At 38.9% G+C, this 26514-nt stretch carries 29 protein-coding genes, 1 tRNA gene and 2 other annotated features; of the genes, 2 read left to right on the top strand and 28 right to left on the bottom strand.

The window, feature by feature from the left end:
• Positions 1–6 precede the first annotated feature (6 nt).
• The 13 genes from efp to ED605_RS08750 all read right to left on the bottom strand — a co-directional run bounded on the left by efp (position 7) and on the right by ED605_RS08750 (position 9453).
• Positions 7–567: an elongation factor P gene (gene efp, locus ED605_RS08810; protein WP_121978538.1), complete on the bottom strand. Its 561-nt coding sequence runs from the start codon at positions 565–567 to the stop codon at positions 7–9.
• A 295-nt stretch (positions 568–862) separates the two neighbouring features.
• Positions 863–1156: a 50S ribosomal protein L27 gene (gene rpmA, locus ED605_RS08805; protein ID WP_121978537.1), complete on the bottom strand. Its 294-nt coding sequence runs from the start codon at positions 1154–1156 to the stop codon at positions 863–865.
• Positions 1157–1178: 22 nt separating this feature from the next.
• A complete protein-coding gene (locus ED605_RS08800; protein ID WP_121978536.1) occupies positions 1179–1514 on the bottom strand; it encodes a ribosomal-processing cysteine protease Prp in 336 nt (111 codons plus the stop codon).
• A gap of 25 nt (positions 1515–1539) precedes the next feature.
• Positions 1540–1848 carry a 50S ribosomal protein L21 gene (gene rplU, locus ED605_RS08795; protein ID WP_121978535.1) on the bottom strand — a complete coding sequence of 103 codons (309 nt, stop codon included), beginning with the start codon at positions 1846–1848 and terminating at the stop codon, positions 1540–1542.
• Between the two features lie 17 nt (positions 1849–1865).
• Positions 1866–1948 (bottom strand) — a sequence feature (ribosomal protein L21 leader region).
• A gap of 135 nt (positions 1949–2083) precedes the next feature.
• Positions 2084–2157 (bottom strand) — tRNA-Arg (locus ED605_RS08790).
• A gap of 372 nt (positions 2158–2529) precedes the next feature.
• Positions 2530–3264, bottom strand: coding sequence for an ion transporter (locus tag ED605_RS08785; RefSeq protein WP_121978534.1), 735 nt, complete (start codon positions 3262–3264; stop codon positions 2530–2532).
• A gap of 96 nt (positions 3265–3360) precedes the next feature.
• Positions 3361–3900, bottom strand: coding sequence for a dUTPase (locus ED605_RS08780; protein WP_121978533.1), 540 nt, complete (start codon positions 3898–3900; stop codon positions 3361–3363).
• 32 nt (positions 3901–3932) lie between these two features.
• Positions 3933–4841, bottom strand: coding sequence for a hypothetical protein (locus ED605_RS08775; RefSeq protein WP_225419096.1), 909 nt, complete (start codon positions 4839–4841; stop codon positions 3933–3935).
• 19 nt (positions 4842–4860) lie between these two features.
• Complete coding sequence (locus tag ED605_RS08770; RefSeq protein WP_121978531.1) at positions 4861–5742, bottom strand: hypothetical protein; 882 nt, start codon at positions 5740–5742, stop codon at positions 4861–4863.
• Positions 5743–5940: 198 nt separating this feature from the next.
• The gene (gene glnA / locus ED605_RS08765) at positions 5941–7284 is read right to left on the bottom strand and encodes a type I glutamate--ammonia ligase (RefSeq protein WP_121978530.1); all 1344 of its coding nucleotides are present in this window, start codon (positions 7282–7284) and stop codon (positions 5941–5943) included.
• Between the two features lie 14 nt (positions 7285–7298).
• On the bottom strand, positions 7299–7700 hold the full coding sequence (locus tag ED605_RS08760; protein WP_003554282.1) for a MerR family transcriptional regulator: 402 nt from the start codon (positions 7698–7700) through the stop codon (positions 7299–7301).
• Between the two features lie 86 nt (positions 7701–7786).
• Entirely contained in the window at positions 7787–8710 is a 924-nt protein-coding gene (miaA, locus tag ED605_RS08755; RefSeq protein ID WP_121978529.1) for a tRNA (adenosine(37)-N6)-dimethylallyltransferase MiaA, read from the bottom strand.
• Positions 8707–9453 carry a glycerophosphodiester phosphodiesterase gene (locus tag ED605_RS08750; RefSeq protein ID WP_121978528.1) on the bottom strand — a complete coding sequence of 249 codons (747 nt, stop codon included), beginning with the start codon at positions 9451–9453 and terminating at the stop codon, positions 8707–8709. The genes miaA and ED605_RS08750 overlap by 4 nt, the downstream gene beginning before the upstream one ends.
• Positions 9454–9554: 101 nt before the next feature.
• Between ED605_RS08750 and ED605_RS08745 the strand changes: the two genes are divergently transcribed.
• Positions 9555–9731 carry a DUF3042 family protein gene (locus tag ED605_RS08745; protein WP_035178560.1) on the top strand — a complete coding sequence of 59 codons (177 nt, stop codon included), beginning with the start codon at positions 9555–9557 and terminating at the stop codon, positions 9729–9731.
• A gap of 82 nt (positions 9732–9813) precedes the next feature.
• Here ED605_RS08745 and ED605_RS08740 read toward each other — a convergent pair whose 3' ends face one another.
• The 6 genes from ED605_RS08740 to ED605_RS08715 all read right to left on the bottom strand — a co-directional run bounded on the left by ED605_RS08740 (position 9814) and on the right by ED605_RS08715 (position 15203).
• Positions 9814–10233, bottom strand: coding sequence for a rhodanese-like domain-containing protein (locus ED605_RS08740; protein ID WP_121978527.1), 420 nt, complete (start codon positions 10231–10233; stop codon positions 9814–9816).
• 29 nt (positions 10234–10262) lie between these two features.
• Positions 10263–11267: an ROK family glucokinase gene (locus tag ED605_RS08735; RefSeq protein WP_121978526.1), complete on the bottom strand. Its 1005-nt coding sequence runs from the start codon at positions 11265–11267 to the stop codon at positions 10263–10265.
• Positions 11236–11460 carry a YqgQ family protein gene (locus tag ED605_RS08730; protein WP_121978525.1) on the bottom strand — a complete coding sequence of 75 codons (225 nt, stop codon included), beginning with the start codon at positions 11458–11460 and terminating at the stop codon, positions 11236–11238. The genes ED605_RS08735 and ED605_RS08730 overlap by 32 nt, the downstream gene beginning before the upstream one ends.
• Before the next feature lie 46 nt (positions 11461–11506).
• Positions 11507–12142, bottom strand: a complete 636-nt coding sequence (locus tag ED605_RS08725) for a rhomboid family intramembrane serine protease (protein WP_121978598.1) — start codon at positions 12140–12142, stop codon at positions 11507–11509.
• 44 nt (positions 12143–12186) lie between these two features.
• On the bottom strand, positions 12187–12735 hold the full coding sequence (locus ED605_RS08720) for a 5-formyltetrahydrofolate cyclo-ligase (RefSeq protein WP_121978524.1): 549 nt from the start codon (positions 12733–12735) through the stop codon (positions 12187–12189).
• Between the two features lie 410 nt (positions 12736–13145).
• Positions 13146–15203, bottom strand: a complete 2058-nt coding sequence (locus tag ED605_RS08715; RefSeq protein WP_121978523.1) for a peptidoglycan D,D-transpeptidase FtsI family protein — start codon at positions 15201–15203, stop codon at positions 13146–13148.
• Between the two features lie 127 nt (positions 15204–15330).
• Between ED605_RS08715 and ED605_RS08710 the strand changes: the two genes are divergently transcribed.
• A complete protein-coding gene (locus tag ED605_RS08710; RefSeq protein ID WP_225419095.1) occupies positions 15331–17970 on the top strand; it encodes a YfhO family protein in 2640 nt (879 codons plus the stop codon).
• Between the two features lie 103 nt (positions 17971–18073).
• Here the strand turns inward: ED605_RS08710 and ED605_RS08705 are convergent, their stop codons facing one another.
• From ED605_RS08705 to ED605_RS08665, 9 genes are all read right to left on the bottom strand, one after another.
• A complete protein-coding gene (locus ED605_RS08705) occupies positions 18074–18385 on the bottom strand; it encodes a HesB/YadR/YfhF family protein (RefSeq protein ID WP_121978521.1) in 312 nt (103 codons plus the stop codon).
• 194 nt (positions 18386–18579) lie between these two features.
• Positions 18580–19056 carry a transcription elongation factor GreA gene (gene greA / locus ED605_RS08700; RefSeq protein ID WP_121978520.1) on the bottom strand — a complete coding sequence of 159 codons (477 nt, stop codon included), beginning with the start codon at positions 19054–19056 and terminating at the stop codon, positions 18580–18582.
• A gap of 26 nt (positions 19057–19082) precedes the next feature.
• Entirely contained in the window at positions 19083–19757 is a 675-nt protein-coding gene (gene udk / locus ED605_RS08695) for a uridine kinase (protein ID WP_121978519.1), read from the bottom strand.
• A 28-nt stretch (positions 19758–19785) separates the two neighbouring features.
• Entirely contained in the window at positions 19786–20904 is a 1119-nt protein-coding gene (gene mltG / locus ED605_RS08690; protein ID WP_121978518.1) for an endolytic transglycosylase MltG, read from the bottom strand.
• Between the two features lie 44 nt (positions 20905–20948).
• Positions 20949–23360, bottom strand: coding sequence for a phenylalanine--tRNA ligase subunit beta (gene pheT / locus ED605_RS08685; RefSeq protein WP_121978517.1), 2412 nt, complete (start codon positions 23358–23360; stop codon positions 20949–20951).
• Positions 23361–23363: 3 nt separating this feature from the next.
• Positions 23364–24413: a phenylalanine--tRNA ligase subunit alpha gene (pheS, locus tag ED605_RS08680; protein WP_121978516.1), complete on the bottom strand. Its 1050-nt coding sequence runs from the start codon at positions 24411–24413 to the stop codon at positions 23364–23366.
• Positions 24414–24499: 86 nt separating this feature from the next.
• Positions 24500–24713, bottom strand: a binding site (T-box leader).
• A 37-nt stretch (positions 24714–24750) separates the two neighbouring features.
• On the bottom strand, positions 24751–25101 hold the full coding sequence (locus ED605_RS08675; RefSeq protein ID WP_121978515.1) for a winged helix-turn-helix transcriptional regulator: 351 nt from the start codon (positions 25099–25101) through the stop codon (positions 24751–24753).
• A 45-nt stretch (positions 25102–25146) separates the two neighbouring features.
• The gene (locus ED605_RS08670) at positions 25147–25644 is read right to left on the bottom strand and encodes an HD domain-containing protein (RefSeq protein WP_121978514.1); all 498 of its coding nucleotides are present in this window, start codon (positions 25642–25644) and stop codon (positions 25147–25149) included.
• Between the two features lie 71 nt (positions 25645–25715).
• Positions 25716–26483, bottom strand: coding sequence for a TrmH family RNA methyltransferase (locus ED605_RS08665; RefSeq protein ID WP_121978513.1), 768 nt, complete (start codon positions 26481–26483; stop codon positions 25716–25718).
• Positions 26484–26514: the final 31 nt, after the last annotated feature.

The following is a 26514-nucleotide window of genomic DNA, read 5'->3' as shown; positions in this document are numbered from 1 at the left end:
AGAGAATTATGCCCGTGAAATATAAGTGCCATCCGTTGTATTAATAACCAGCTTGTCGCCCTGGTTAACAAAGAACGGTACCTGCAATGTTAAGCCGGTTGTCATTGTAGCTGGTTTAGAGCCACCTGAAGCCGTATCACCTTTGATACCCGGCTCAGTGGATGCAACTTCAAGGGTTACCGTGTTTGGCAGTTCAACCCCCAATGTTTCATTGCCATACTGAATAACATTGACTTCCATATTCTCTTGAAGGTAATTTAATTCAGATTTGATTTGTTCTGAAGGAATTGAAATCTGCTCATAAGTATCCATATCCATGAACACATGCATGTCACCATCAGCATACAAATATTGCATTTTCCGAGTATCAATCTGAGCCTGTTCCATTTTGGCACCTGATCGGAAAGTTTTCTCCTGAACAGCACCAGTTCGTAAGTTCTTTAATTTAGAACGAACAAACGCTCCACCTTTACCAGGCTTAACATGTTGAAAACTCAAAATTCGCCAAATTGCACCATCGACCTCAATGGTTAATCCATTTTTAAAATCAGCAGTAGAAATTGCCATTAAATAGTTCCTCCTAAAATCCATGTTTGCCAGCTAAAAAATTATTTGCTAATAAATTTTTAGTTTAGACAATCCCAAGATAAAGTAACATAACCTGATTATATAATATTTTTCACCCAAATAGCTAATTTTTCACGAATCGATTCATTAATCGGCTAATTTGAATGAAACCTTAAATTTTCGAACATTTGATAAGCAATTGGCATTCATTTAGTTTGCTTAACAAATTCTTTAAGCCGCGAAACAGCATAAAAAAAGGACCAACCGGCCCTCTTTTCTCACGTAATTAATAAAATTACTTAACCGCTTCAGTAACTGGATAAACAGAAACCTGACGCTTATCGCGGCCTTTACGTTCAAAACGAACGACGCCATCAACCAGTGCAAATAGTGTATCGTCGTTACCACGACTAACATTATTACCTGGATAAATGTGCGTTCCTCGCTGACGATAAAGAATTGAACCACTGTGAACGGATGATCCATCAGCCGCCTTAGCGCCTAAACGACGACCAGCTGAATTCCGACCGTTGGCAGTTGATCCACCACCTTTATGGTGAGAGAAGAATTGTAAATTCATTGCAAGCATATCAGACACCTCCAAATTTAGATTAATTTTCTACGTTCAACTTAATGTACTGACTATAATTCGTAGCAATATCGGCCATTCCATTTTCAAACGTCTTCAAAACAGCATCTGATTGAAGCTGTTGAGTTGAATTAGCAATAACCGGTATGTCAACCGATAAATAACCACCGTTTTTTTCATCACTGTCAACATTAACATCCAACCCCACGACTTCTTGCAAGCCATTAACAGTTGTAATGCTAAGGACTGAAACCGCTGAACAAACGATATCTTGCCCATATTCACCAGCATCGGCGTGACCAGTAATCGTAAATCCGGCAACATGTCCCTTGTAGTGATGAATGGTTGCTTTAATCATCTCAGTACCTCATCTTAATTCAAAATTAAGCCTTAATAGAATCAATGACAACCTTGGTATATGGTTGACGATGGCCCTTCTTGGAACGTGAGCCCTTCTTTGGTTTATAACGGAAAATTACGATTTTCTTTTGACGACCTTGCTTTTCAACTGTTCCAGTAACTGATGCGCCATCAACTGTTGGTGTGCCGAACTTAACTGAATCGCCACCAACCATGACAACTTGATCAAACGTTACTTTATCGCCTTCATTTGCGTCCAATTTTTCAACGTAAATTGCGTCGCCTTCCGAAACCTTATATTGTTTACCGCCTGTAGTAATGACTGCGTACACGTTGTGCACCTCCTTATAATCTTGCTTAGACTCGCCGAAACAAAGCGCCTCACTGAGTAGTGGGGACTCACAAGCTTGAATCGAGCGGTTGTAGCTGTGGAAGCCACAATTACAACGTTCTTAGTATACCTAAATGAATTGATTTCGTCAAATTAATTTACCAACAAAAAACTTTATCTTAGCACTGAGTCACAGCACCTAAGATAAAGCTTTCGTTTCTATAAGGCTTTTCTAATGTCGCAAGAGAGATTCGAACTCTCGATCTACGGTTTAGAAGACCGTTGCTCTATCCAGCTGAGCTATTGCGACAAATCAACAATAACCATTATAGAGAATATTAGAGAACTAGTCAATGCAAAAATTAAGCCAACGCGACGATCACGTCTAAATAGTTACAATTTATTTAAGAAAAGTTTAATTTTCATCAAATTAAAAAAATCCTCATGCTAATTATTTGAAATTGATCCTTGGTAGCCGGATAATCAAATCAGATGGTAGCGATGCTATCTATATTAGGAGGTGGAAGTTGTGGGATTCGTTTTATTTATTGTTTTTATTTTCGCTGTATGTGGATTTATTCAGTATTTCATCGGTTCTCCAACAACCATGAAAGGAAATGCCAAGCATTTAGCCCAACGCAAATAAGTGAACGATATTAAACAACCGATTAAGCGGTTGTTTTTATTTTACCCGTTTTTTTAATTCCATGATTTCATTTTTTAGATCCGCATTTTCATTTTCCAAGCGCTTAAGTTGTTGAAAAATTTTGTTTAAGCTATCTTCGTTATCCTGATGAGTGAAAAATGTGGTTAGCGTACTTGTCAAAGACCCAATGATACCAATCCCACAAAACATTAATAATACAGCAGCAATTTTGCCAATAATTGTGTGCGGTGAAATGTCGCCATATCCAACTGTGGTAACAGTAGTGATCGCCCACCATAAGGAATTGCCCCATGAGACTTTCTCAGATAAAGAATAGAGAGTTGCCGACAAAAGCAGAATGGCTAAGCTTGTCCACAATAAATAGATGAAGCCATTAGTTAAGAAAAATTGGTGCGATTGTTTCTGAACTTTACCAATAAAGCCAATTAATCTAACAAAGCGAAAAAACCTAACCATTCTCATAATTCTCAAAACACGAGCGAATCTAAAAAAACTAAATACAGAATAGAATGGCAAGATAGCCAGTAAATCAAAGAGATTCCTTTTGAAAAACAACCATTTATTTTTACTAATAAATAGTCGAAGAAAGTAATCAACCGTAAAAATAAGTAAAATGCCATTATCTAAATAAAACCACGGTATCTGCTCAAGATTAACGATTCCTGAAAAATCTAAAATCGTTAACATGATTGAAAAAAGCGCCAAAAAAACAACTATAATCGAGTAAGCTTTGAATAACCAATTTTTCATAAAAGCCTCACAATTTCAATCCAGAAAAAAAGCCTTAAAAAGGCTAACTGCAAAATTACTTTATCTTAAAACGATCAAACTACCAGGGAGTACGGTTTAATAGTTACTGTCTTGTCGTTTTAAATTAATTTGATTTTTATTGTTAAAAGCATCCTTAATTTCTTGTTCGGAATAGCCAAAATCAACCAAGCCAAACTTAAGGAAGAGTCGCCAAGCGTGATTAAAGCTTTCACCACTCCGATTAAAGTACGCGTCAAATAACATTCGCTTCATCGCAAGATACTGTTTGTCGAGGTTATCTTCTTTCTTGAAGTGTTTAATTTTATCAAAATCAGCTTCTGAATTCAGAACAAAGTGATTCCAATTTTTTAAATTAGAAATTAAGAGAAAGAAATCCAACGCATCAACGTATTCATAAAGCAATGTCTCTCGAGGCGTTTTGTTTGGCTCACTTTTTCCACGATGAGTTTTCCAAACCTTAAACCATTCCGATGTATTAGCCATTTCTGCTAATTCGACATCCAGCGAAACAAATGCATTTTGAAGCCGAGCCTCATTAGACCAAAAAAGTTGCTTTTTCTGCTCGATTTGTCGATTTAAATAAACTGATGAAGAAATTAGCGCTTGAAGATCCATTCGAACCCCTCTTTTTACTTAAAGTAATCAGTTTATCCAAAAATAAACTGGTTTGATAAAATTTCTAGTTGCTTTTGATTATTTAAATACCATTTTTTAATAAATGGGTAGTCCAGCAATAAATATAGCCAATTTTCACTTTGCTGCTGATCATGAATGGTGGCTCCCCACTTAGGGTGATTGTCATCACGATTTGCATCATAGACCGTCATCTTGGTGCCATCCGACAAAGTCAATGATGCGCCGCCATTATCCTCAGCCATCAAAATAAAGTGATTTTCTGCCGACTTAACAAACAATTCATCCATTACGTCTTCAGACAATGCGCCAGCAGCAAACTGATAAAACTCGCCATTGACACTGTCCAAAACGTTAAAATCAATTTTGAAGCCAAAATTTTCTTTTAGAATTTCAGCAGCCTTAGTTAACAATGCCAATGCCGCTTTAATGGCCTTTACTTCCAAACCTTCCAAATCGACAACAAAATATTCAATTAATGACGCACCATGAAACATTAACTCTTTAGTCTTTAAGTTTAGATAAAATAATGGTCGATTATTTAACGTTGGACCAAAGAAAAACCCGTCTGCATTTTTAGTCGATTTAGTAAAGGTAAACGTTTGATCACCCAATGACTCAAACTTGCAAAGAAGCTTTTGTACCCGCTGTGGATTGCTAATTCGAAAATTATCTTGAATCCCAGAAAGCGAGAGTAATCGTTCAAAAAAGATTAGTTGGACATCTTCGTCAGAAAATTGATGTGGAAATGTAACAAAGTCTGAATTTAACTGAAAGTTAGTCAATGCGACAGCTGCCGACAAGAGGTCTTGGTTATCATCAGTTTCACTCAAAGTTTGAAATGCCTGCAAGTACTGTGTCCCAGTATCGAGACCATTTTGAATGGCATCGCGATAATTTGTCAGCAATTCATTAGTTGTCATTATTTTTTCATCTGTTTCATTACTCACCATCGCTCACCTGCGATTCTTTTGCCAAACTCTGAAGATACTTAGCATATAGATTTTGGTTGTTATCAATAAAAGCTTCAAAACTCCCAAAAGTCGCCCGAATATTTTGCTTTTCCAAAGACAAAACGGTTTCTTCTTTAGAAAGTGCTAAAATTTTGTTTTCGTTTTGCTTGATCTTAGCCCGACCACCTGCTGCTTCTTCATCTATTTGAGTTAACTTTAGCATGTCATTATTTAATCGCTGTCGCTCTTCTTTAACCTTTCCTGCTTCCCAAGGCATCGGTGATTTTTCTTGATTTTCTTTCAGTTGACGACGAATATCTTCTTTTTGCTGATCTCGTTGATCCTGCTCACTAATTAATTTAGTAATGCGTTCGTTATCCTCACCAAGCTTTTTCATTTCATCATCGTTTATTCGCTGATTTTCAGCTTCGAGTTGGAATGATTTTGACAAAATTTGGTATTCATGATCATCAAAATTAAACCGAACATTAATTGGATCAAGTTCGCCAAACATTCGATGATCCCACCAATTACCAAAATAGATACGAAACTTACCTAACTGGTATTCATGATAGTAAAAGAATGGATATGTAGTCCCCAAATAATCAATCAATTTGTTACTCAAATGATGGCTTAATTCAGCCGTCAAATCCGACGCCAAGCTAAAATAATCCGCCTTAGACTCCCCGGTATCGTTGGGTGCCAATTCACTTACATAGCGGTTTGGATCCATCAATTGATAGATTCGCAAATCATCACCATTTTTAACAGAATCGTTCAAGTCATTTAAATATTGAACCTTCTCTTTTAATGCAGAGGAGAGTAATGTATCATTTTGGCTGAACTGATCCGTTTCCATTTGTCTTTCCATAAGTATAGCCTCGTTTTTCCCCGTTATTTATATAGTTAATGTTATCTGAAAAGTGACGATAAATAAAGCCTAAACGTCATTATTTCAGTATATTTTATAAAATTAAAACAAAAAAGCTTCAAAGGGCATGAATTCTCACACACTTTTGAAGCTTTTAGATGATGCTAAAACCGTTAAACGGTCCAGCTATTTTTTAAATTAATACTTTTCGAGATATTGATCACGTTCCCATTCAGAAACTTGGGTTCGATAAGAATCATATTCGAGGTTCTTTGCTTCAATAAAGCTGTTATAAAGTCGTTCGCCAAGTGCACCTTTCATGACCTCGTCAGTTGAAAGATCTTTCAAAGCATTGTGCAAGGTATCCGGCAAGTTTTGAATATGACTCTTTCGTAACTCTTCAGCATTCATTCGGTAAATGTTTCGATCAACGCTGTGTTCTGGTTCGATTTGATTTCTCAACCCATCCAAACCAGCTTCCAAGATCGTTGCAATCGCCAAATATGGGTTAGCAGCAGGGTCCACGCTTCGTAATTCAAGACGAGTTGAATTACCTCGAGCACTTGGAATTCGAATAAGCGGTGAACGGTTTGAACCAGACCAAGCAACGTAAACCGGTGCTTCAAAACCTGGTACTAACCGTTTATAGGAGTTAACAATTGGGTTACATACGGCGGTGAAGGAGCGTGCGTGTTTCAGTAAACCACCAAGGAAATAGTAAGCTTCTTGAGATAATTCTAATTCGCCATCTTTGTCGAAGAATGTATTACCAGTTTCATTAAACAATGACATATTGATATGCATCCCGGAACCGTTAATCCCACTCAAAGGCTTTGGCATAAAGGTTGCGTATAAGCCATACTTACGAGCGACTGTCTTAACGACTAATTTAAATGTTTGGATATTATCAGCAGCTGCCAATGCATCCGCATATTTAAAATCAATTTCATGTTGGCCAGGTGCAACCTCGTGGTGAGCAGCTTCAACATCAAAGCCCATTTCTTCAAGGGTTAACACAATTTCACGACGACAATTTTCGCCAAGATCCATTGGCGCCATATCAAAGTAACTACCCTTATCATTCAAATGTAAGGTTGGATCGCCATTTTCATCCATTTTGAACAAGAAGAATTCCGGTTCCGGACCAATGTTGAAAGCGGTGAAGCCGGCTTTTTTCATATCGTTCAATACTCGGATGAGATTATTTCTCGGATCTGCGGCAAATGGCTCGCCATCTGGTGTGTAGACTTCACAAATGACCCGGGCAATTTTACCACGGTCAGTACTCCAAGGAAAGATCATCCAAGTTGATAAATCAGGATGCAAGTACATATCACTTTCTTCAATTCGAACAAAGCCTTCGATTGAAGAACCATCAAACATTAATTTGTTATCAAGCAGTTTGTCCAGTTGCCCAATTGGCACTTCAACGTTCTTGATCGTACCAAACAGATCCGTAAACATTAGGCGAAGAAATTTAACATCTTCATCCTTTACAATCTTGCGAATATCGTCTTTAGAATAATTGTGTCTCGTGGCCATTTAAAACGCTCCTATCACTCATTAAATTTGTGGAAATTATTTGGATTGTCAAACGTCGAAGAAGGCGGCTTCAACCCACCGATGTTCATAAATTCGTCTTGCAGAATCTTTCTAACATCGCTATCGGTGAGGCCCTTTTGCAAATTCTTTTTCCGTTCATCTTCGAGTTGTTCCTGCTTCTTGTAAACCTCTTTAATCCCAGAAATGTTCAACCCATCGTCAAGGTAATCTTTGATTTCGAGAAGCCTGTCGACATCATTTAGTGAGTACATCCGTCTGTTACCTTCATTACGAACGGGCTTAATTAAATCCTGTTGTTCATAATAGCGAATTTGTCGAGCAGTCAGGTCGGTAAGTTTCATTACCGTTCCAATTGGTAGAACTGACATTGAACGCCGTAGTTCCTTCTCTCGCATGTTTCACCTCCTAAATTCTTGTAATCATGATACCATTCCCACAAGCAAAGTCAAGAGCAAATGTTATATTTTATGACATCATTTTTTTACTGGTCGGCTTTAAGCCATTCTTCAACTGCTGTTTCAAGTCGCTTAACATCGTCAGGAAAGCCAAGAACATCAAACCAAAGTGGCTTGGTTTTATTTCGAAACCAAGTTAATTGACGTTTAGCATAGTGTCTGGAGTCCTTTTTCACAAGCTCAACTGCCTGATCCAGATTAATTTTCCCGGTAAAGTAATCATCAAATTCATGATAGCCAATTCCTTTACCCGCCTGAAGATTAACACCACCATGATTGTAAAGAAAACGAGCTTCCTTTAACAACCCTTGATTCATCATTAAATCGACCCGCTGATTAATTCGATCATATAACCGTTTCCTGTCTGTTGTTAACCCAATAATCAACGCATCAAATTCAGGCGGTTGATTAACCTGATCTGAAAACCGATGGCCCGTTTTTAAATACACTTCCAATGCTCGAATAATACGACGGAGATTTTTAGAAGAAATTTTAGAAGCCGCAAGTGGATCGACTTGTTTGAGTCGATCATAAAGCGCTTGGGTTCCAAATTGGTTAGCTTCTTTCAATAATTGTCGACGAAGATCATCATTTTTAAATTGGTCACCGCCCAGTTCAAGGCCGTCCAATAATGCTTGTAAATAAAATCCCGTTCCGCCAACAATCATCGGTAATTTGTTGGCAGCAGAAATTTGATTAATTGCTTGAGAAGCACTTCTAACAAAATCAGCAACTGAAAAACGCTGGTTGATATCTCTAATATCAATCAAATGGTGAGGAATGTTTTCTTTCTCAGCTTCTGTTATTTTGGCAGTCCCAATATCCAGACCACGGTATACCTGCATTGAATCACCAGAAATAATTTCACCGTTAAAACGTTTAGCCAATCTAATGGACATGGCGGTTTTACCGACCGCGGTCGGACCGACAATCGCCAAAACTTTTTTCAAATCAAATCGCCTCGCATTTCCGTCCGCAATTGAACTGCCCTGCCAGGGTAATCAGTAATAATAGCAGCCATATTACGTTCAAAGCAATACTGCATGTCCTCAGTTGAATTAACGACCCAAGGACGTAGATGCCTAGAAGAAGCATAAAAAGGATGTTTTTTAATCCATTTAATATCCGGATGAAAATCTTCAACCACTTTACTGCGTTTCAAAGTTTTGGCTTGCTTAGCTGCCGTCTTGAAAAGCCTGGCTTCATAAGCTTTGGGATCAATCCGGTTCAAAATTTCCAATGATTTTCCGTTAAAACTAGAATAAATTAATTGAAATGGATACTGTTGAGAAGCAAAATATTCATAAACCGCTCGTTCTAAACCAGGATAATGAATTTTGTTGGTTTTCAATTCCAAGTTAAAAATACCGGTAAATTTAATTTTCAACAACATTTGAACCACTTCTTGAAGTGTTGGAACCCTGGTCCCTCTGAACTCCTCACTAAATTTTATCCCGGCATCCAATTGTTTAATTTCAGCTAACGTCTTATCAACTATTAATCCAGAGCCATCAGTTGTCCGATCGACTGTTTCATCATGCATGATAATAAATTGATGGTCTTTTGAAAAATGAACATCGGTCTCAATTCCTTCAGCACCTTCATTAATTGCTGTTTGAAAAGCAACTAACGTATTTTCTGGGCGAGTTCCTCTACTACCTCGGTGGGCAATGATTTTTGTGTCAATTTGCATATAAACTCTCCTTAAACTATATTTAAAGTAATCAAGAGACTAGATATCTTCAGCTAAATAACGCATAATGAAAGTATAAAATGTTTTTAGGAGGGATTATCATGAAGCATTTCACGAATGGGTTAATTGTTGGCGTTCTCGGAACAGTTGCTGCTGGTCTGGGTGCACTGCTGACTTTTAAGAAATCCGTTGTTGATCCAATTGAGGATCAGGAACAAAAATTTGAAGAGAATCGCAAACGAGCAATGCGTAAAAGCCGGGCAGCTCACCACGGATAACCCTCTATTTAATTTAACAATCACGATTAAAAAAGCTGGAACAAAATTCTTTTGTTTCCAGCTTTTTTATCACTTAGTCGCGTTACTGACTCTTTTTTTCTTTGCCGTTCCAATTTTGATAACCGGTTTTTAAAATAAAGAGTTCCTGGTAGCCTTTTTTATTCAAGAAAAGAGCTGCCCGCTTACTGACAGTTTTTCCTTGGTCATACAAATAAACTGGCAAATCCGGCCGAATCTGCTGGTAAAAATTTCGAATGGTTGAATATGGAACATTTCTAGCACCAAGAATATGGCCAGCTTTGAAAGTTTTAGGTTCTCGTAAATCCACCACCTGAGCTTTTCGCATACCAGATTGAAAATCGTCATTTGTTAAATATTTAGCAACTTGTTTAACCCGATAGTTTTGAACTAACGTGTATCCAAGCCAACCTAATAAAATAATAATTAAAATAATCGACATCCAACCATTTGCACCCAATGCACCAACAACCAATTTCAGCATCTCTCTTTCAAACTTTTATTTTTATTTTATTATGATAACGCCTGATTCTCTTTGAATTTCAGCGCCAATGAAGCGGCACCAATCACACCTGCGTCATTTCCCAATTGAGCTAATTTTAACTTTGTCGAGTCACGAACTGACTTAAACGCATTTTCTTGGAAATAACGGGTTGTTGGTTGCAACAACGTATTCCCGGCATTAGAAACGCCACCGCCAATAATGATATTCTCCGGGTTAAGAGTATTGCCAACATGCGATAAAGCCAACCCCAAGTACGAGCAAACTTCGTTAACAATTTGGTTGGCCAAAATATCCCCATTATCAGCCAAAAAGAAGACCATTTTGGAGGTTAATTCTTCATGACCTTCAATGAGTTCTTTAATTCGTGACTTACCAGTAAATCGCTTTGCCAAACTCTTAGCAACTTTAACGACGCCCGTTGCAGAAGCATATTGTTCCAAGCAACCACGTTTACCACAAGTGCATAGGAAGCCATTCTTTTGGACGCAGATATGCCCGATCTCACCAGCACCATTGTTGATCCCGTGAACAAGCTTACCATTCGTTACCACACCACCGCCAACGCCAGTGCCTAATGTCACGAAAACAACATCGTTGGCTTTGTCACCAGCACCTTTCCAGTATTCACCCAGTGCGGCAGAATTGGCATCATTATCAATTGAAATCGGTAACCCCAATTCCTTAGTGATTGTCGGACCAACTTGTTGAACCTGATCCCAACCAAGATTATAAGCACCAACAACCGTTCCTTTTTCACGATCAACGGCCCCCGGCGTCCCCATGCCAATGCCGATGAAATCATTGTTATTATAATCTTCCCGACGCATTTGAGTGGCGATTGACTTAATCATATTTGGCACAATTTGGCTGCCACTATCACTAATATCAGTTGGAATACTCCATTTCGTTAAAATCGTACCGTCTTCGTCAATAAACGCAAACTTCGTGGTGGTACCACCAAGATCGATACCAATTAATTTCTTACTTGCCAAGATTAATCCCCCTACTTTCATGTTTTTCTTCAATTCGGTGTTCGCGGGTCAGAATAAGTTTGGCGTGGATAAAATCATCATGGCTGACTAAATGCGCCTGATGCAAATGATCCAATTCCAATGCCATCACTTCAATATCCCAAAGTCGCTTACCGACATAGACATAGATATTAAACTTTTTTAGTAACTGTTGAACATCATATAGCGTTTTCATTATCTCACATCCTCAGTTAAATTTCTTTTGATTTTAAAAATTTGTCCTAAAAGTTCCCGCGCATGCCAAAAATAAACATCGCTACCATGATCACTATCAACATAATGCCTGCAATGAGTCGCTTTATAGCGCTCACCTTACCGAATTCAACACCTACAACGTATGCAACCAAGAAGCCACCAACCAAGCCGCCAAGGTGTCCTGCGATATCAATGCCGGAAACAAAAATATCGGTTGCAATATTTAGTACAATAAACAATAGAAAAGTCCGAGCCATCGACACAATTACCTGGTTTCGGGAAAAGCTTTCTCCAAGCATCATAAAGGCACCAAACAAGCCAAAAATTGCTGTGCTGGCACCAGCAGATAGACTGGCGCTAAACGCAAAGCTTGCCAAGTTCCCTGCAATTCCAGAAACTAAAAAGATCCCCAGAAATCGCCAGTGGCCAAATAAGCTTTCAACGTATTGACCAATAAAGTACAAGGTAATCCCGTTCATCAAAATATGAGTAAACCCAATATGAATAAAGATGGGGGTTATCAACCGCCAATATTCACCAGCTCTAATCAGTGGATTGAATTTTGCACCGAATTTGAGCAATGTCACTGTGTTTTCAGTGCCACCAGAAACCGTCATCAATAAATAGACGATGACCATAATTCCCAATAGACCATAGGTCATGTAGGGTTGATTTTTTAATCTGTTTACCAATTAAACTCTCCTTGTTAGTGAATCACTTTAGTTATTTTAATATCAAATTGCTCGATTGGCCAAATTGGCATTTTAAAGAACTGTGGTGGTGCAGCAACTGCAATTGAAGACCCTTTAAAATCCGCAAGGAACCGATCATAATACCCACCACCAAAACCAAGGCGATCATTATTTTCAGAAAATGCCAATCCTGGTACAATTAAAAGATCAATGGCTGACTTTGGCACTACCGTACCACCAATCGGCTCTCGAGTCCCAAATTTTGTCGTTTTAAATGTGGTTGCCTCGTCTAACACAACAAATTCCATTTGTCGATGTGGCAACGTTCGCGGAATAACGACTTGTTTTTCCTGAAGCATTGCATTATCGATTATCGGTTGTGTTGGTAACTCGCCTGCCATGCTTAAAGTCACCCCGATAACTTTAGCCTTTAAAAAATGAGGATCCAAAAAAAGCTGCCGGTATAGCCGCTGAAGAACATTGCCAGCCTTGTTTTGATCTAAAAAAACGCTTAATTTTTGAAGTTGTTGTTTGCGAAGCATCACTTTTTCACTATTTTGCATAAATCAACCCACTCTTACTGAACCAATATTTTTAGTAATACGTGAAAAAAGAGACTGGAAAAACTGATGACAGTTTATCCCCGGCCTCTTTTGGTTTGTTCCGCGTTTTTGCATGACACATGTGAAGCGGCCTTCATTAACACAATTAACTCAAATTAATTGATTCGAAACTCCACATAATGTCGTTTACAAGTAAACGTGATTATTTTGTTTCTCGATGTCATGTCACTTTACGTTCACTCAGTTAGGTTCGTTTGTGACATCCAGTACATTAATGTCATGCCTGCACGCACGGAATGGAACCTCTAAAATTTTTTCTTGATAAAGCCAGTCTAATAGCGTCAACTCTGAATAGTTTATCATCAATTTTTAAAAATTACTAGGATTAAATTGATAACTATTAAGTGATTTTACTTAACAGTTGAAGTTGACTGAACCTCTTTCCAGTAAGCAGCGTAAATTCTCTTAGCTAGTTGCATATTATTACTTTCAGCATCAACGCCAAGGTTTGGCATTGCCAAAGCAACCACAACTTGTGGGTGCGTGGAAGGCGCAAACGAGGCTAAACTCAAAGTAACCGTTTCATTACCGTTGTAGAAGGTTTGGGCAGTCCCGGTTTTAGCCGAAATTTCCGGCTTAATGGTATCCAATTCACCACCGGTCTTGTAAGTGTTCGTACCGTGAACAACGTCATAAAGGCCACGCTTAACGACCGCACGCTGAGCTTTGGTCATATCGATATGATTTAAAACTTTAGGCATAACTGTCGCTTTTACTGCACCCAATTTTCCATTCTTACTGGTTCCTCTAATTGATTGGACAATGTGTGGCGCAATTCGATAGCCACCATTTGCAATAGTTGACATGTACTGAGCAACCTGCATGGTCGTATAAGCATCATAGTTCCCAAACGATTCATCCAGGGCACTTCCGATATGACGACGTCCAGTGGCCCCTTTTAACCCAGTTGATTCGCCCGGAATATCTATACCGGTTTGCACACCAAGGCCAAATTGGTTGAAGTAGCCACGCAGCTTGTTAAAGATCGATGGGTTCATTGTTAGAGCACCACCTTCAGTGTATTTAAACCCGGCTTCCTTCATGGCCAACTGCATCATATATGAGTTTGAGGAGACTTCCAAAGCCCCACTGGCATCAACCGAAATGTTGGAACCACCATTATGGTTAAACCATGAAGACTTTTTGACACCACCAGTCGTAATTGGTTGATCGGTTAAGGTACTGTTAGTTGGCGTAATGACACCGTCCATTAAAGCGCCAGAAACCATCGCACCTTTAACAACTGATCCCATAACAATTGAACTATTAATATTTCCAAGCACATTATCGGTGATTTTAGACGTCTTGGGGTTTCGATTAACACCAGCCATCCCAATAATTGCACCATTATTAGGATTCATTACAACAGCATAAGTACCGGTTGAATTACCGCCGGCACCTTGCTCAGCTGATTTGACGAGTGACTGAAGGGTCTTTTGAAATTTGGCATTAATTGTCAGTTGAAGGTTATCCCCTTTTTGACCACCGTATTTTTTAATCTCTTTTTTAATCTCGTTATCACTGTTCAGGACAACCTGGGTTTGAGATTTAGTTCCGCGAAGAACCGGTTCGTATTGTTCTTCCAAATAACTTTGTCCGACACTGTCATTTCTGGAATAACCTTCCGCCAGTAATTCATTTACACGATCACTCGGTAAACCGGTCTTTTCATTAGAAACCGTACCGGTAACGCCCTGAATTGATTTTCCGTTTGGATAATTACGACTCCAACTGGTCCCAACGTTGACACCGGGCATCTCTGATAAATGTTCGCCAACTTGAGCAACTTCAGCTTCAGAAACATGCTCATCTTTAATATTGACCGTTGACAATTGATAGGCACTACTCATTTTGGCAAAAATCTCCGCTGCATTTTTAGTTGACTTGCTAAAATGCGAATTTGGCATTTTTTCAACGTAATTCAGTGCTTTATTATATTTAGCATCTTCACTATAGCCATCCAAACCAGGAAGCTTTTTTTCAACAGCTGTTAAGTTTTTAGAATTTGCTAAATAATAATCTGCCAACTGACGTTTAGTTAAGCTGCCGGTTGTTACCTTAACAAATTGTGATAACTTAGTTGCCGTCTTATAGAGGTCACCGGACAACTCATTGACACCTTTTGTATAAATAATTGCCTGATGGGCTGAATTACCAACCAGCACCTGCCCGGTTGAATCATAAATCATACCACGCTGAACATTTCCAGTGACCACGGAAGTATCAGATCGATTCACTTCAGCCTTAAACTTCGAGCCATACATCACCTGAAGATAAGCCAATTGCGTCAACAACGCAATAAATAACACACCTACGACGATAAAAATAATATTAATTCGAAAAGGCAGCGAAGCCACCTTATTTTTTTGATTTTTTTTATTTCTTTTTCTAAAAATTTTCAAAGTCATTACTCCTTGCCCATGGATACAATTCTATCAAATTTCCCTTACAAAAACTAGAATTGTTGGCCAATCTTTAACTTCTTATGATATTCTAAACGTTGACATTTATTTTTTTGAGAAAAGGAAGTTCGAAATGATGAAATCAAGGCGATCTGCATTATTACTTTGCTTTTTGGTACCGGTCATCATAACGACCGGATACTTTATCTTCAGACACTTTGCCCCCTTTGGCAGTTCTTCAATTTTAACTGTTGATATGGGTCAACAATATGTCGATTTCTTTGCCCATTACCATGATACGCTTCTACACGATCCGAGTGGCTTTCTATATTCATTCGCAAAGGGATTGGGTGGTGACATGTTTGGTACTTGGAGTTATTACTTAATGAGCCCTTTAAACCTACTTATTTTATTTTTCCCAGTTTCAATGTTGCCAAGCGTTTTAGCCATCATCACTATTTTAAAATATGGATTAGCCGGCTTAAGTTTTGGTTATTTCCTTGAAAAAAAATATCAAATCAGCGATTGGCCAATTATCGGTTTTGCCGTCTCCTACGCACTAATGGGGTGGATGGTTGCCAACCAGTTAAATACACTTTGGATTGACGCTGCAATTTTATTGCCGCTAATTTTTCTGGGATTGGATCAGCTAATTAAAACTCGATCAGCAAAATTATACACCGTTAGTTTCACGGCCATGCTATTAATTAATTATTATATGGGCTGGATGATTGCAATTTTCATTGTTGCTTACATGCTTGTTTTTAGCTTATTTAAATCATTACCAGAGTCACAGATTAGTTATGGAACAATTCTTATTAAATGGTTAAAAGCATCACTTTTAAGTGGTATATTGTCAGCCTGGCTCTTAATTCCAACCTTCTTTTCACTATTATCAAGTAAAACCCACTACTCCAAAAACGAATTTCGAATTCGTTTCGAATATAATCCTTTAGATATCTTGGGAAAGTTTGTTAATGGTTCATTTGATTTTAAACAATTGCCAAGCGGAACTGCTAATGTTTTTGTTGCCAGTATCGTTATCACGTTATTCATTTATTATTACTTTTCGGCAACGATTAAACCTCGGATCAGAATTGCAAATTTAACTATAACCGCCTTCTTTGTGTTATCAATGTGTTTTCAGCCACTGGACTTACTTTGGCATGGAATGCAGTTACCAGTTTGGTATCCGTACCGATTCTCTTTCATTTTCTCATTTTGGATGCTGATAACCGCTTTTGAAGCCTTACTTGATATTCTGTCTAACCGATTACATTGGAAGGGCCTTTTCGGCAGTGTAGCCGTGGTCATAATTGGCATGGTTTACATTGGATCTCGGATGAAAAAACTGGAATACCTGCATCCTGGAAATTACGTTTGGGGATGGGTTTATTTACTCCTTAGCATTGGATTAATCTTTTTCTACGGCTTCTATCGCAAAAACAAATTACTTTCCATCGCCATTGCCATTTTGATGACTGGTGAAATGAGCTTGAATTTCGTTAATTCGTTAAATAATATTTCTTATTTGAATAATAGTGATTATACTAAATTTGCAGGCGTTACTAGGCCACTTGTTAATAAAATCAAGCAGCGCGATCATGGCTTTTATCGTACCGGCCAAACTTTTTCCAGAACCAAGAATGACGCTTTAACTGCTGATTTTAACGGTGGTTCCATCTTTTCTTCCACTCTTGAATCAGCTACCTCAAACTTTTTTGGTAATATTGGTCAGCCCAATGGTGATGCTTACGTCTTTTATTCTAACGGAACTATCTTTACTGATTCGTTATTATCAATGAAATATTGGTTAAATGAGCGACCGGTGACAATTAAAACCAATCAAAAAACGATGCCCCAATTTTTGAGCACCTTGACTAGTAAACCTGATCTCAGTAAGTATCAATTACTGTCACAGACAAAATTAACGAACACTTATCAAAATCCATACGCCTTGCCAATTGGTTTTGCTTCTCCGGAAAAACCGTTAAAGGTAACGGGCGTTCCAAATAATCCGGTAACGTACCAAAATCAATTAGCCAAACAGCTGGATCCACAAATTGGTCAGCTATTCGAACCTGCGTCCTATCAAGATATTTCTTATCACAATATCTACCCGGTTATGAACTTGGATAATGCCGTTCTCCGAAAGAAAAACATGATGGCTCAATCCTACGTCACAATTAAAGTGCCAATTGAAAAAAATACGTCGTACTACATGACGATGGGGCCAAATATTTCCAATACCCAATTATCCGTATTGGTAAACGGCAATAATTTAGTTCAATTTAGGCCAGCTAAGAAGACCGTGGTTGCCAATATTGCAACTGGGGGAACTGCTAATGACACAATTACTGTTAAATTCTATGCAAACGCAAACGATGTTTGGTTGCAAAATGTTAAATTATATAAAGTCAATGATGACAAAATGACCGATTTTTCACAAACGCTTAACCGTTCGCCTTTTAAAGTGACTCACTGGAACAATCATCAACTCAGCGGTAACATTAACGTTAAATCGGTCCATCAGTCGTTAACTACCACCATTCCTTATTCAAAGGGCTGGCACGTTCAAGTCGATCATCATGCCGTTAAACCGAAGAAATGGGCTAAGATGTTCATCTATCTCCCAATCTCAAAGGGAAGTCACCACGTTACCTTTACTTACTGGCCTGAAGGTTTGGGCACTGGCCTAATTATTTCTGGGATTGGGTTAATCCTAATTGTCGGTGAATTCTATTACAAAAAGAGAAAACGATCCTCTCGGTAAGTTAACATTAATTTAAAGCTCCCTCAAAGTTGTTTATTAACACAACTTTGGGAGAGCTTTTTTGACTTGATTCTTGATTTTTGCCAAAACCAACAGGTTAATTTTATAATTCACCATTTTCAGTATACGTGTAGAAAACATTTTCCGGGTCTTTTTTAGGATCGAAATCAACGCCAAGGTCGTACCCCTTAAAGAACCATTCATCCCCAGCATCAACAAAATATTTAATGCCATCCTTTTCAGTTTCTGAATATACTTCTTCTGGATGGTCATCCCGGGTCATTGCTAATGAAAAGCCATTGTGTACGGGGGTCTTTCCATAAACTTTTCCATAAAACCGAACCCCATTACCATCAGATAATCCCATTTCATCATGGAACCATTTACTTGCAGCATCGGTAATTTCAATTTTCATTTAAATCGCACACTCCTCTAAAATTCTCTGAATTCGCTTACAACACATTATATCATCGTTTGTGAAATTAACAAAGAAAGAGAAAAAGTGGCCCGTTTTAAACATCACTAACCGGGCCACCCTATTCTCGAGTCCGGCATTAACCTCCGGACTCTATTTAACATCTTTAATGCTGACGAATCACTTTTAAATCATTACTTCACTTCTAGAATTTTAACTTTCATATCACCAGCAGGAATGTGAATGGTGACTTCTTCATTCAATCGATGACCTAAAAGTCCCTTAGCAATTGGGGAGTCATTCGAAATCTTGCCAGACATCGGATCAGCTTCGGCAGCGCCCACAATAGTGTAGGTTTCCGGATCCTCATCCGGCAACTCTTTAAATGTGACCGCTTTACCTACTGTCACTTCATCCTTGTCACTGGCATTAGAATCAATGATTTGCGCATACTGAAGCATGTGTTCAATCGTTGTAATTCGACTTTCCAACATGCTTTGCTCGTCTTTAGCCGATTCGTACTCGGAATTTTCCGACAAATCACCATAGCTTCTGGCAACTTTAATTCTTTCAACTACCTTTGGTCGCTGGTTAACTTTCAAGTCTTCCAATTCTTTTTTTAATTTATCTCGACCCTCTTCGGTCATTGGATAAGATTCTTGTTCAGCCATCTAAAAATTCCCCTTTATTAAAAAATTTAAATTGTCGAATCAAAATTTTCTTTAATCTGTCGATTACCACGACTTTTTAAAATTGAACGCATCTTAGTCGTCAACAGATCAATTGCAACTTGATTCTCTCCGCCTTCCGGTACGATAATGTCTGCGTACCGCTTGGTAGGTTCCACAAACTGATGATACATCGGTTTAACAGTTGTTAAATACTGTTTGATAATGCTCTCCAATGAACGACCACGCTCATGGGTATCCCTTTCGATTCGCCGAATCAACCGAATATCATCATCCGTATCCACGAAGACTTTAATATCCATTAAATCACGTAATCGCTCATCGTCAAGTATTAAAATGCCATCAAGAATGATCACTTCACGCGGTTCCTGATGAATTGTCCGACTACTACGAGTGAATTGACTGTAGTCATAGACCGGCTTTTCAATTGCTTGATAATTCAAAAGTTGCTTTAGTTGAGTCACCAGTAAATCATAATCAAAAGCCATTGGGTGATCATAATTCACCCTTTTACGTTGAGCCATGGTCATTTCCGATTGATCTTTGTAGTAGGAATCTTGCTGCAAAATCATAATTGAATAATTTGACAGTTCTGAAAAGATTTTTCGGCTGACCGTTGTCTTACCGCTTCCCGATCCACCAGTAACGCCAATTACAACCGGTCGCTTTTTTAATGCTGTCATATATTAAATTCCTTCCACATACGCCCTGTTAGTTGTTTGAGGCATGCTTGGCAATCTGCAACTGATGTTCTTCATAAGTTTTCGAATAATAAACTTTTTTAGTTTTGGTATTCGCAACAAAATACAAATAGTTTTTCGAGCGATCAAGTGGATGAAGGATTGCCTGAATTGAGCTGATACTTGGACTATCAAAAGGTCCTGGGCCAAAGCCGGCATATTTGTACAGATTATATGGTGAGCTATTTTGCAAATCTTTATTGGTTAATTGTTTGCTGTTTCGATGGATTGCATAAAGCACTGCAACATCGGATTGAAGCGGCATATCAATTTTAATTCGATTTAGCAAAACCCCAGCCATTTTTCGCCGGTCGGTTTGATTAACCCCTTCCCGTTCAATCAAAGAAGCCAAAGTCATAAACTCCTGCAATGACATTTTTGTCTTTTTAATTTGACGGTAGTGTGGTGCCAATACCTGATTGGCCTTAGCAACCATCTGAATGACCAAACTTTTCAAGGATGTATTCTTCTTAACTTCATAAGTTGCCGGATACAAATACCCTTCAAGTCGATACCGAACATGCTTAGCATGCATTGCTGAAGTTAACAATTGAGGAAAACTTTTTTCGAGTTGCTTCATAAATTGCTGATCTTTCATCACACTTAAGAAATTTTGCTTGGAAAAATCAGTTGTTAAAGCAACTTGTTCCGCGATTTGATCAATGTTAGCACCTTCACGGACCAGAACCTTTCCTTTAGTACTTTGGATTGGTTGATCACTGCCACCCTTTTGCAACTGTTTAGCAATCATTTTTAAACTCATTGACGGTTTTAATTGATAGTAGCCGGCTCGAAAATCATTCATATTATTGGACTTAACGTAATAGTCAAAAACCATTCCGCTTTTAACAATTTTTTTATTTTGCAAAATTGAGCCAATTTGTTTATTCGAAGCACCCAATGGAATATGCACTTGGGTGACTCGAGTATTCTGTGGATTTAATGGTTTCAACGCTTCTTGAAAATATCGATATCCCAAGAAACTAATGGAAACCGCCAAGACGATTAAAATCGCAATTACGGAAATAATGATTTTTCGCCCTAAACTGCGGTTGGGCTTAGGGGCCCGTTGATTTGAGTTATTACTCATTAGTTGCTCCTCCTACATTCTCAGTTTCCATTATAAGTTTGAAACTACCGAATTTCCGCATTTAATTCATCTGTTAACCGTTTTTTAATCTTTTCAAAAGCCGCCGTCACAACTTCATCCTTTAAGGTCTCCCGAGGGTCAACGTACTGAAGTGAATAGGCCATTGACTTTTTACCTTCAGGAACATTCTTGCCTTCGTAAATATCAAACAAGCGAATCTTGTGAAGAAAGGCGCCACCCCGCTTTTTCATTAAGTTAACCACCTGATCATTGGTAACATCACGATCCACTAAGAACGAGATGTCACGTTCAACCGATGGGTATTTAGAAATTGGTTGATATTGATCGTCACTCTTTGGCAACTCGATTAAGGTTTGTAGATTCAATTCAAAGGCATAGGTTTCCTTAATCTTAAACTGTTTGGCAATTTTTGGATGAACCTGACCAATAAAACCGACATTATGGCCATGAATCGCAATTTCAGCCGTTCTGCCGGGATGCATTTCTGGATAATGATCCGTGGCAGTGTATGTTACATCACCATTAATCCCCAAGTTTTCAATCAATTGGTTGACCATCCCCTTTAAATCATAAAAATCAGCTGGATGGACATGATTGTTCCATGAAGAACTGGTTAAATTACCGGTAACAACACCGGCAACGTGTTCAACTTCTTCTGGTCGAACCTGATCTTTCGTATCCTTATAAAAAACCCGGCCGGTTTCATAGAGGGCAACGTCGTTTACTTTATGCGCGTGATTATAAGCGACATCGTCCAGCAACCCACTTAATAAATTCATTCTAAGAACTGAATGATCCTGCGTCATTGGTGATAATAATTTAGTTGGGTAGCTTTGCCGCATCATAAACAAACCGGCTTTATTTTCAGTTGTCAGTGAATAGGAGATTGCCTGAGTAAGTCCCAGTCCCTCCAATGAATGACGAGTTGCCCGCTGAATCTTTTGAGCCGATGTCAACGCACCAATTGTTTGTCGGCCGTTCGGCAACGTTGCCGGTAGTCGATCATATCCATAAATTCGGGCAACTTCTTCAAATAGATCGGCTTCAATGTGAATATCCCAACGACGGGCCGGAATCGTCACATCCAATCCATTTTTCTTTGAAGTGCTGGTAAAACCCAATCGATCAAAAATCGTTTTAATATCATCAAGAGATAAATCAGTACCCAGCACGTGATTAGTTCTTTCTGCCGTTATAAAAATGGTGGGAAGTTCCGGGTGATAATCAGCAGCTGTCACAATTCCCTGAGTGATCTTACCGCCAGCTAGTGTCTGTATCAAATTTGTAGCCTCATTAAGCGCGTCTTCAACCCCGTCTGGATTGATTCCCCGTTCGAATCGTTGAGAGGCCTCTGAGTGCAATACATGCCGCTGAGCCGTTTTTCGAATTCGAATTGAATCAAAAATAGCAGCTTCTAAAATCACATTGGTCGTTTGATCATCAATCTGGCTGTTGTAGCCACCCATCACCCCGGCAATTGCAATTGGCTGTTTTGGGTCAGCAATCACAATATCTTCTGTGGATAATTCGCGATCTTCTTCATCCAAAGTTGTGATCCTTTCACCTTTGTGGGCAAGCCGAACTTGGATGTCACCATCGATCTTATCCTGATCAAATGAATGGAGCGGCTGGCCATACTTCATGAGAATGTAATTAGTCACATCGACAACATTGTTAATTGGCCGAACTCCGGCATTCCAAAGAGTTATTTGAAGCCAAGCCGGACTGGGCGCGATTTTAACGCCTTTGATGACTCTCAGCTTATAAGTTTTAGCAAGTTGAGAATTTGCTGTTGCCTTGATCTCGTCATTAGCATTTAATTCGGACGCTTCCTTGACAACCGGCGTTTTGATCTCTGGTTGCTGATCGTAAATTGCTGCCAACTCGTGAACCGTTCCCAAAATGCTCAACATATCACCACGATTAGGTGTCACATCCAAATCAATAATTGGATCGTCCATTCCTAAATAATGGTAAATGGGTTCACCAACCGGAACTTGATCATCAAAAACGTAAATTCCGTCGGCCCATTCCTTGGGGATGACATCTTTATCAAACCCAATTTCATCCAAGGCACAAATCATCCCTTCAGATTCGACTCCCCGCATCTTGGATCGCTTAATTTTGACATTGCCGCCAATTCTCGAACCCGGTAACGCGACAATGACTTTTTGCCCAGCAGCTACATTGGGCGCACCACAAACGATTTGTAGTGGCGACTCTTCACCTACATCGACTGAACAAATATGTAGATGATCTGAATTAGGATGCGCTGTCATTGACAAGATATGACCAATAACCAGCTTTTTAAGGCCCTTTTCGGCAAGCTCAACGGAATCAACTTCAACCGCCGTTCGTTCAATTTTTTCAGCTAATTCGTCTGCTGGAATGGTTAAATTCAAATATTTTTTTAGCCAATTATACGATACTTTCATATTTTAGTTACCCCTCTTATCAAATTGATCTAAGAATCGAACATCATCAAGGTAGAAGTCTCGAATATCGTCAACACCATATTTCAGCATCGCGAATCGATCAGGGCCAACACCAAATGCAAAACCACCATAAATCTTGGAATCAACGCCAGCCATCTCTAGAACATTTGGATGAACCATGCCGGCACCTAAGACTTCAATCCAGCCAGTGTGTTTGCAGACATCGCAGCCTTTTCCAGCACAGTTAAAGCAGGTAATATCAACTTCAACTGACGGCTCTGTAAATGGAAAATAACTTGGCCGCAGACGAATATCAAACTTATCACCGAATATTTCTTGGGCCATTGTCAATAAGGTTCCCTTTAGATCAGCCATGGTCACATGACGATCCACAACTAACCCTTCTACTTGGTGGAATTGATGGGAGTGGGTCGGATCATCTGTATCACGACGATAGACGATGCCAGGAGAAATCATTTTTAAAGGTCCCTTTGAAAAATCGTGCTTCTCAAGTGCCCGCGCTTGCATCGGGGAGGTCTGTGAACGCATTAAAAATTCCTGACTTAAGTAAAAAGTATCCTGCATATCACGAGCAGGATGATTCTTAGGTAAGTTCATCATTTCAAAATTGTATTTATCAGATTCGACTTCCGGACCTTGTAAGACCTGGTATCCCATTCCTAAAAACAAATCAATGAACTCATCCATAATTTGTTGAATAACGTGAGGTTGCCCTTGAGCAACCGGCTTGCCAGGTAATGTCACGTCAATCGTCTCGGTAGCCAATTGTTTGTTCAGAGCCGCATCTTCAAGACTTTGCCGCTGGCTGGCAACTGCTTCCGTAATGGCATCGCGGACCTTATTAGCGTAACTCCCCACTTCTGGTCGTTCTTCAACCGGTAAATCCTTTATGCCACGCAAAGTGGCGGTAATCGGGCCTTTTTTCCCAAGTAAGTGAACTCGAATCTCGTTTAGCTTTTTTAAATCATCGGTTGCTTCAATATCTGCCAACCCGTTCTGCTTAATCTCTGTTAATTTATCGCGTAACGACATGATTTCCCTCCAGTATTTTTTGATTGCGTTAAAAATTAATTCGACATTATCTGGACAAATTTAACACACAAAAAAAGCCTCGCCCATCCAGGGACGAAGCTTCGCGGTACCACCCTAATTTGTCATTAAAAAATGACACACTCAACAATCTTTAACGGTGATTACCGGAAAATTTTTGTTATCATAACGCCCATTTTCTGCTCGAAAAATGAATTCGGACACCTAATTTCTCTGTTCACACCCACCACAGAGTCTCTGAAAGAATTAACTGCCTACTACTTTTTTCTCCAACGCATTTACTTAATGAATCATAATCTAAAATAAAAAAATGGTCAAGTTACTTTTCAGTACTTGGATACCATTTTTCAGACCACGAGTGAATGGCATGCATAATTGGTGCCAATTCTTTCCCCTGTTCAGTCAAAGAATATTCAATCAATGACGAATGTGGGTACTCTTTACGAATGACGACCCCGTCTTCTTCTAATTCTCGCAAACGCTCAACTAAAACCCGATCACTGCACTTCGGAATTTGCTTGGCAACTTCTCTAAATCTCAAAGCACCCTCTTGCAATAAAACATCAATGATCAAACCATTCCATTTCTTCCCCAGGAATGAAAATGTTTTTTCAAATTTCGGACAGAGAAAATAATCAATTGGTTCACGCAATGCAACATTTTCTTTCATAAGTTTCCCCTCCTAAAACCGATATCTCATTTTTAATCACCATTATTATTTAATAGTTGCAATCCGATTAAGCTTATTTTTAACCTTGGTTCTAACCGGATTCATAAATTCTCGAACCGCTTCATAGTCATCAACCAACGACACAATGACACTTTCTTCGTATTTCGGACGGGCAAGGGTAAGGCCCCACATGTGTTTTAAGATAATATCCTTTTCAACTGGTGAAAGCGTTGTAATTCTTTCGGCATTTCGTAATGCTACTCTTGGATGGACAAACGCATGTGATCCCAAATCAAATTTGGTAGTTCGCCAGTCATAAAAGAACAAATCATGAAGCAGGCCTGCTCGAGCCACTGCCCGATAATCCAAGTTCCGCTTTTTTGCAATTCGGTAACTGTCAAACGAAACGGCCAAAGAGTGCTCCAATCTGGTTGAATGATGATGTTGTTTATAGTTGGCCAACTTTCGAACCATTGGATTCTTAATCAGATCACCAACAATTTGAACATATTCAGAATCATTTTTCCATTCATCTTTACGCATATTATACCCCTTTGCCCTTTATTACAAGCCATGATACTAGATATTGTGAAAAATATCAACCAAAACGACGCTTACTTAATAAAATGAAAAATCAAGATACCCGTCGCAACGGCTACATTAAGCGATTCGGCTTCGCCGTTCATTGGAATATACAAATTTTGATCCGTTTTGTCAAGCAACTCCTTGGAGACACCGTTGCCTTCATTCCCCATTATAAGTGCAAATTGTTTTGTGGATGCTATCTCATCATAGGATAAGGCGCGTTCATTTAATTCAGTTCCATAAGTTGGCACATTATGCTTCTTAAAAGCTGTCAACCAGTCATTTAAATTACCGGTGTATAATCGAATGTGGAATTGGCTGCCCTGCATTGACCTCACAACTTTAGGATTGTAAATATCAACCGTCCCTTCACCAAAAACGATCCCATTCATGCCAGCGGCATCAGCTGTGCGAACCATGGTGCCAATATTTCCGGGATCCTGAACATTATCTAACATTAACCAGGAGCCCCCTAGTTTTTCTGGGATTGACTCATGATAGTCAGCGGTTTCTAATACAGCAAAAATGCCTTGAGGTGTTTCAGTCGTTGAAATATGTTTGGCAACTTCCGGTGTGATAAGGTAGGTATCAACCTCACCCTCATCAATCGATAATTGAGTTAAAAAAGTAGCGTCGGTAACAATCAATGCTTTAAGCTGCTTACCATGCTTAATAGCTTCATTCACAATGTGCCAACCTTCAATTAAATATTGCCCTGAGGCTAATCGACCTTTTTTAGACTGCATTTTACGCCATTCTTTAACCCGTTTATTTTGATTAGAAGTAATTGATTGCATCTAACTCTTCCTTTTATCATAAATTTAATGT

It is taken from the genome of Lentilactobacillus raoultii (assembly GCF_900411375.1).
Classification (GTDB): Bacteria; Bacillota; Bacilli; order Lactobacillales; family Lactobacillaceae; genus Lentilactobacillus; species Lentilactobacillus raoultii.
This window is presented reverse-complemented; position numbering and strand designations above follow the sequence as displayed.

What these genes read in the sequence shown, in the direction of transcription:
- efp (WP_121978538.1), bottom strand. Translation starts at nt 567, where the DNA reads ATGGCAATTTCTACTGCTGATTTTAAAAATGGATTAACCATTGAGGTC.
- rpmA (WP_121978537.1), bottom strand. Translation starts at nt 1,156, where the DNA reads ATGCTTGCAATGAATTTACAATTCTTCTCTCACCATAAAGGTGGTGGA.
- ED605_RS08800 (WP_121978536.1), bottom strand. Translation starts at nt 1,514, where the DNA reads ATGATTAAAGCAACCATTCATCACTACAAGGGACATGTTGCCGGATTT.
- ED605_RS08785 (WP_121978534.1), bottom strand. Translation starts at nt 3,264, where the DNA reads ATGAAAAATTGGTTATTCAAAGCTTACTCGATTATAGTTGTTTTTTTG.
- ED605_RS08780 (WP_121978533.1), bottom strand. Translation starts at nt 3,900, where the DNA reads ATGGATCTTCAAGCGCTAATTTCTTCATCAGTTTATTTAAATCGACAA.
- ED605_RS08775 (WP_225419096.1), bottom strand. Translation starts at nt 4,841, where the DNA reads ATGACAACTAATGAATTGCTGACAAATTATCGCGATGCCATTCAAAAT.
- ED605_RS08770 (WP_121978531.1), bottom strand. Translation starts at nt 5,742, where the DNA reads ATGGAAAGACAAATGGAAACGGATCAGTTCAGCCAAAATGATACATTA.
- glnA (WP_121978530.1), bottom strand. Translation starts at nt 7,284, where the DNA reads ATGGCCACGAGACACAATTATTCTAAAGACGATATTCGCAAGATTGTA.
- ED605_RS08760 (WP_003554282.1), bottom strand. Translation starts at nt 7,700, where the DNA reads ATGCGAGAGAAGGAACTACGGCGTTCAATGTCAGTTCTACCAATTGGA.
- ED605_RS08750 (WP_121978528.1), bottom strand. Translation starts at nt 9,453, where the DNA reads ATGCAAATTGACACAAAAATCATTGCCCACCGAGGTAGTAGAGGAACT.
- ED605_RS08745 (WP_035178560.1), top strand. Translation starts at nt 9,555, where the DNA reads ATGAAGCATTTCACGAATGGGTTAATTGTTGGCGTTCTCGGAACAGTT.
- ED605_RS08740 (WP_121978527.1), bottom strand. Translation starts at nt 10,233, where the DNA reads ATGCTGAAATTGGTTGTTGGTGCATTGGGTGCAAATGGTTGGATGTCG.
- ED605_RS08735 (WP_121978526.1), bottom strand. Translation starts at nt 11,267, where the DNA reads ATGAAAGTAGGGGGATTAATCTTGGCAAGTAAGAAATTAATTGGTATC.
- ED605_RS08730 (WP_121978525.1), bottom strand. Translation starts at nt 11,460, where the DNA reads ATGAAAACGCTATATGATGTTCAACAGTTACTAAAAAAGTTTAATATC.
- ED605_RS08725 (WP_121978598.1), bottom strand. Translation starts at nt 12,142, where the DNA reads ATGACCTATGGTCTATTGGGAATTATGGTCATCGTCTATTTATTGATG.
- ED605_RS08720 (WP_121978524.1), bottom strand. Translation starts at nt 12,735, where the DNA reads ATGCAAAATAGTGAAAAAGTGATGCTTCGCAAACAACAACTTCAAAAA.
- ED605_RS08715 (WP_121978523.1), bottom strand. Translation starts at nt 15,203, where the DNA reads ATGACTTTGAAAATTTTTAGAAAAAGAAATAAAAAAAATCAAAAAAAT.
- ED605_RS08710 (WP_225419095.1), top strand. Translation starts at nt 15,331, where the DNA reads ATGATGAAATCAAGGCGATCTGCATTATTACTTTGCTTTTTGGTACCG.
- ED605_RS08705 (WP_121978521.1), bottom strand. Translation starts at nt 18,385, where the DNA reads ATGAAAATTGAAATTACCGATGCTGCAAGTAAATGGTTCCATGATGAA.
- greA (WP_121978520.1), bottom strand. Translation starts at nt 19,056, where the DNA reads ATGGCTGAACAAGAATCTTATCCAATGACCGAAGAGGGTCGAGATAAA.
- udk (WP_121978519.1), bottom strand. Translation starts at nt 19,757, where the DNA reads ATGACAGCATTAAAAAAGCGACCGGTTGTAATTGGCGTTACTGGTGGA.
- mltG (WP_121978518.1), bottom strand. Translation starts at nt 20,904, where the DNA reads ATGAGTAATAACTCAAATCAACGGGCCCCTAAGCCCAACCGCAGTTTA.
- pheT (WP_121978517.1), bottom strand. Translation starts at nt 23,360, where the DNA reads ATGAAAGTATCGTATAATTGGCTAAAAAAATATTTGAATTTAACCATT.
- pheS (WP_121978516.1), bottom strand. Translation starts at nt 24,413, where the DNA reads ATGTCGTTACGCGATAAATTAACAGAGATTAAGCAGAACGGGTTGGCA.
- ED605_RS08675 (WP_121978515.1), bottom strand. Translation starts at nt 25,101, where the DNA reads ATGAAAGAAAATGTTGCATTGCGTGAACCAATTGATTATTTTCTCTGT.
- ED605_RS08670 (WP_121978514.1), bottom strand. Translation starts at nt 25,644, where the DNA reads ATGCGTAAAGATGAATGGAAAAATGATTCTGAATATGTTCAAATTGTT.
- ED605_RS08665 (WP_121978513.1), bottom strand. Translation starts at nt 26,483, where the DNA reads ATGCAATCAATTACTTCTAATCAAAATAAACGGGTTAAAGAATGGCGT.